Raw genomic sequence first — 4718 nt, 5'->3', positions numbered from 1 at the left:
GCAAGGGCAATATAAAAGGCCAGCAGTATAAATCCGGTGGCATTGATGGTCATGGAAGTAGAAATCTGTTCCAGAGAAATATCTTTAAACAGTATTTCCATATCCTCGAGTGAATCTATGGCCACTCCCACTTTACCTACTTCTCCCTCAGACATAGGATGATCAGAGTCATAGCCTATCTGCGTGGGCAGATCAAAGGCCACACTCAGGCCCATTACCCCCTGGCTTAACAGGTAGTGATAACGTTTATTCGATTCCTCTGCTGTACTAAATCCGGCATATTGCCGCATGGTCCACAGTTTATCGCGGTACATGGTAGCGTGTATGCCCCTGGTATAAGGAAAGCTGCCGGGTTGTTCTTCCATAGCCACCGGCTGGGTATACAGCGGCGCTATAACGATGCCCGAATCGGTTTGAATGGTCTTTTCCATAGTATCTAAAACTAGCGTTGCAATGTTACATAATTATTATGGTACTTCGCCGCTGAGAAAAATATTGATATTTTGTGTGAAAGTTGGCAGGCTATTATGATCATTTATTGTTTATTAGGCGTTACCCTTGCGCTGGCGCTATATAGTTTATACCTGGTATGGAAGGCCGGCAGCAGGCCGTTGACAGCAACTTACACGTATTTGTTGCTGGGGCTTTCAATGGCAGTGTTTCTCTATTTGTATGGCACCTGGGTCTATTTATCTATTTATTCCGGTTATATTTTCGGCGGTTTACTACTGGGCTGCTGCGCAGGATATGTGTTACGAAAACATGATCATGCTGCCAAACCAACACCCCGGTGGAAGAAGCGGAGCAACGTTATACTATCCGCTGTTTTCATTTTACTCAGTATCCTTTATTTTACCGGTACTACCGGTAAACCGGATACCGTGCAATTGTCGCTTCCTTTCAAAACCGGTAAATACTATGTATTGCAAGGCGGTAAAGGCCTGCCTACCAATGTATTCCATTTCAGTTTACGCGGCGCCGTGTATGCGATGGATATAGTAAAACTGAATAGTACCGGTGGCCGCGCCAATAAAATATTTTCCCGTCGCCTGGAAGATTATACTATTTTCGGCGATACGGTATATGCACCCTGTGATGGCCTCGTAGTAAGGGCTTACAGCAATAACCCCGACAATATTCCGCCATCCATGAACCGGGGACCAAAGAACACCAACCAGGTGTTACTGGAAACGCCCGGTTACTACGTGTTTATGGGCCATCTTAAAATGGGCAGTGTAGTAGTGAAGGAAGGCCAGTACGTAAAACAGGGTGATCCCCTGGGCTGCGTTGGTAATTCCGGCTTTAGCACAGAACCGCACCTGCATATTCAGGTGCATGCCAATACAGCCGGCGTTCCCTGGTACGAGGCAAAACCATTGTACATACTTTTTAACGGAAAAGGTTATTTATTGGACGAAGTGATCCGCGCAAAATGATTATCGCATCAGTCGTTTTGCTTCCGCATTGATAATCTGGGAGGTAAGCTCCGCAGGGGATTCGCCCGCTTGTAAAAAGACTTCCAGTATTTGTTTGTTCAATTCCATTGCCGGGGCATCTGGCGCCAGTTGTACGGCTACCTGGTTGATCACGGAAATAGTTTGTTCTTTCAAGGTTTTTACGGCTTCCCAGGTCATAGCAGATACATAGATTTGCTGGGTAACATTATGTTCGTATTCCGCTTTGATATGCTGCACCATCGCCATCTGCATGTCCATGGCCAGTAAGCCCGGCTGATAAATGCGCGCGATCAGGCTTTGCGGCGTAATACGGTCTACATACAATGCCATCCGCTCATATGCCTGCAACTGCAAAGGCAGTACTGCGGCGTTGGTAGCAACAGGTTTATCTTCTGCCGGTGCCTCTTCCGGCTTATTTTTTTTGAAAAGATCTCTTACGGTCGGATATACAATAGCTATTGCACCAATGGCAATAGCCACATACAGGAGATTGGTCAGATTCACATCCATCTTAATGCTTTATGCACACAAATATATAATAATATTATATATAAATACGAATTACGAATTACGAATTACGAATTACGAATTACGAATTACGATGGATCTTAGCGGATATCTCTGGTTCCGTAATTCGTAATTCGTAATTCGTAATTTTTTTTACGCCAATTTGGCCAGCCAGGTTCTCATTCTTTCCACCCCTTTTTCCAGCTTATCCATGCCGGTGGCATAAGACAGGCGGATACAGTTAGGTTGCTGGAAAGCGCCGCCGGTAACGGTAGATACATGTGCTTTATGAAGGAGATACATGCACAGGTCATCTGCATTCTTAATATAAGAATCTTCAAATGATTTATTCAGGAATGCGCTTACATCGGGAAACATATAGAAGGCGCCTTCCGGATCATTCACTTTTAAGCCGGGAATAGTTTTCAGGGCTTCATGAATGTAAGCACGGCGTTTTTTGAATTCAGCCACCATTTCCACCGCCGTAGTGAGATCGCCGGTGAGCGCGGTAATCGCTGCGCGCTGTGTGATAGAGCAGGTCGCAGAAGTAAACTGGCTCTGAATTTTATCGCATGCTTTGGCGATATCCAGTGGTGCGGCCATATAGCCCAAACGCCAGCCAGTCATGGCAAATCCTTTACTCAGGCCATTGATAATGATCGTACGGTTGATCAGATCACCAAATTGTGCGATGCTTTCATGGTTGCCAACGTAATTGATATACTCATATATTTCATCGGAAATGATATAGATCTCCGGGTGTTTGGCAAATACAGCGGCCAGTCCTGCCAGTTCTTCCTTCGAATATACAGATCCGGTAGGGTTGCAGGGAGAAGAGAACATAAACAGCCTGCTTTTAGGCGTGATAGCGGCTTCCAGCTGCTCCGGCGTAATTTTATAATTGTTTTCAATGCTGCAGGGAACAAATACGACTTCGCCCTGGCAAAGGCTCACCTGTTCTGAATAAGTAACCCAGTAGGGAGTGGGGATGATCACTTCATCGCCCGGATTTACGATGCTCAGCACCGCATTGGCCAGGCATTGCTTGGCGCCGGTGGATACAACAATCTGTTCCGGCGTATAGTCAAGACCGTTATCTCTCTTCAATTTGTGTACTACTGCCTGTCTTACGTCTGCATAGCCAGCCACCGGTGTATAGTGGGTAAACCCTTCGTCAATCGCCTTTTTGGCGGCTTCACGGATATGCGCCGGGGTATCAAAATCCGGTTCTCCGATACTGAGGTCTACGATGTCTATACCCTGGGCTTTCAACTCGCGGCCGAGTTTAGCCATTTTAATTGTTTGAGGCTCGGAAATCCGTGACAGCCTTTCTGCTAGTTGATTCATATCTTAACATTGTACCGGAACAAACCTACAGAAAAAAAGTAGATAATACATGGAAAGATGATCCCCGGCTGCCGTACCAATGCAGAAGGGGCCGTAATCACGGCCCCTTCTGCATTGTATGGATGATAATTTATTATTTATTAATAGTAGCTCGGAACTGCATCCACCATCAGTTTGTCAGTACCAGTACTGCCGGGAGTACCTGCGAAGTAAATGGTATATACGCCACCAGCGCTAAAATAACCGATAGTTTTTAACGTGTTATTGTTGGCCAGTACTTCATTCGTACCTTTTCTCTTAACATAAATGCTGTTGTTAACGCTGAAGTTGGTGAACTGCGTAAATTTGGTAGCATAAGCCAGTTCACTCATCCCCATGTAAGCACGGTTACTGTCTATCTTTTCATTGCCTATATAAAAATCTACAAGACTATCAGCAGGAGCGGGAGACAGGTTAAGGCAACGGATATTGATTTTAGTTTGACTCGCGGTTGTCAGATCATTCAGAATGGTGATAGATCTTGCCGGGTTGTTATAGATGATATGCGTATAGTAAAGGGTAGAATCTAAGGTAACATTGCTGCTGACAATCACACTGTCTCCTGATGCTTTCCTCAGTTCAAAGGTATGCGCACCACCAAAAGCACTATAGAGAGCCATGAAGTTAAAGCCTATGGTAGCACCGTCCTGACTTACTTTCTGGCCATTATCATAAAAACTGGCGGGAACAGTATTGCTGGATACATTCAACACGAGTACCTTGGCCGTTTGCCTTTGAGGGGTGATGTCATTATTGTTTTTCAAACAGGAAGTCATTCCACCTGCCACGGTCAACAGGGCTGCAGCGGCCCATACGCGATTTTTCTTAGTTAGCATTTTGCTCTCAGTTTTTTTAATTGTGTTATTGATCAGTTGTGTTTTTTTTGTTTGATTTGAAGCGGGAAAGGTCGGGCAATACTTTTTTATTACGCTCTACCTCCGCTGCATAAACTATTTCTCCTAATGCTTTGAGAAAGGGTTTACCTGTTTCCTCAAAAGCTTTTTGGTCGTCTCCCAATATACCGCTTGTGTTTACAAAGATGCTGGCCGATAATAAGAACTCGGTATTGTTGGCGAAATCCACAATATAAGCGGTATCAGTCAAAAATCCGTATGCCCATCCCGGTTTATTGAATATCCTGATATGCGCCGGTATCAGGCTGTCTTTTTCCCCTCCAAAAAGCAAAAACCGGGTATATGCCTGGTAATATTGTTCCGGATCATATATCGGATCGGTTGATTCCTCCGGATATTGTGACATACACTGATACAAAAAACGATAATCTTCCTCTGTTAAACGGAAACGCTGCTGATTTGTTACAGCATCCGGAAAAATTATGCTGCGGAGTATATCATGTAAGTGTATGAG

The 4718-nt window shown here is 44.8% G+C and carries 5 protein-coding genes and 1 pseudogene; 1 reads left to right on the top strand and 5 read right to left on the bottom strand.

Translation table 11 applies throughout. The features are described from left to right. The coding region (locus VIP81_RS28725) for a methylmalonyl-CoA mutase family protein (protein ID WP_331969752.1) at window positions 1-431 on the bottom strand (431 nt) is incomplete at its 3' end. A 72-nt stretch (window positions 432-503) separates the two neighbouring features. On the opposite strand from VIP81_RS28725, the gene VIP81_RS28720 reads away from it, so the two are divergent. Next, entirely contained in the window at window positions 504-1436 is a 933-nt protein-coding gene (locus VIP81_RS28720; RefSeq protein ID WP_331969749.1) for a M23 family metallopeptidase, read from the top strand. Here the strand turns inward: VIP81_RS28720 and VIP81_RS28715 are convergent, their stop codons facing one another. The 4 genes and pseudogenes from VIP81_RS28715 to VIP81_RS28700 form a co-directional block, all read right to left on the bottom strand. Further along, complete coding sequence (locus tag VIP81_RS28715) at window positions 1437-1967, bottom strand: hypothetical protein (RefSeq protein ID WP_331969746.1); 531 nt, start codon at window positions 1965-1967, stop codon at window positions 1437-1439. Between the two features lie 150 nt (window positions 1968-2117). Next, window positions 2118-3257 carry a pyridoxal phosphate-dependent aminotransferase gene (locus VIP81_RS28710; protein WP_331969743.1) on the bottom strand — a complete coding sequence of 380 codons (1140 nt, stop codon included), beginning with the start codon at window positions 3255-3257 and terminating at the stop codon, window positions 2118-2120. A 194-nt stretch (window positions 3258-3451) separates the two neighbouring features. Beyond that, on the bottom strand, window positions 3452-4186 hold the full coding sequence (locus VIP81_RS28705) for a DUF4397 domain-containing protein (RefSeq protein ID WP_331969740.1): 735 nt from the start codon (window positions 4184-4186) through the stop codon (window positions 3452-3454). 25 nt (window positions 4187-4211) lie between these two features. Continuing rightward, window positions 4212-4718: pseudogene (locus VIP81_RS28700) on the bottom strand (hypothetical protein); the annotation flags it as partial.

This window comes from Chitinophaga sp. (assembly GCF_036566945.1).
Classification (GTDB): domain Bacteria; phylum Bacteroidota; class Bacteroidia; order Chitinophagales; family Chitinophagaceae; genus Chitinophaga.
Note: the sequence above shows the minus strand (reverse complement) of the source record. Positions and strands in the feature narration are given on the sequence as shown.

Bases quoted from the DNA above. Each gene is read 5' to 3' on its own strand.
- VIP81_RS28705 (WP_331969740.1), bottom strand. From the start codon at position 4,186: ATGCTAACTAAGAAAAATCGCGTATGGGCCGCTGCAGCCCTGTTGACC.
- VIP81_RS28710 (WP_331969743.1), bottom strand. From the start codon at position 3,257: ATGGCTAAACTCGGCCGCGAGTTGAAAGCCCAGGGTATAGACATCGTA.
- VIP81_RS28715 (WP_331969746.1), bottom strand. From the start codon at position 1,967: ATGGATGTGAATCTGACCAATCTCCTGTATGTGGCTATTGCCATTGGT.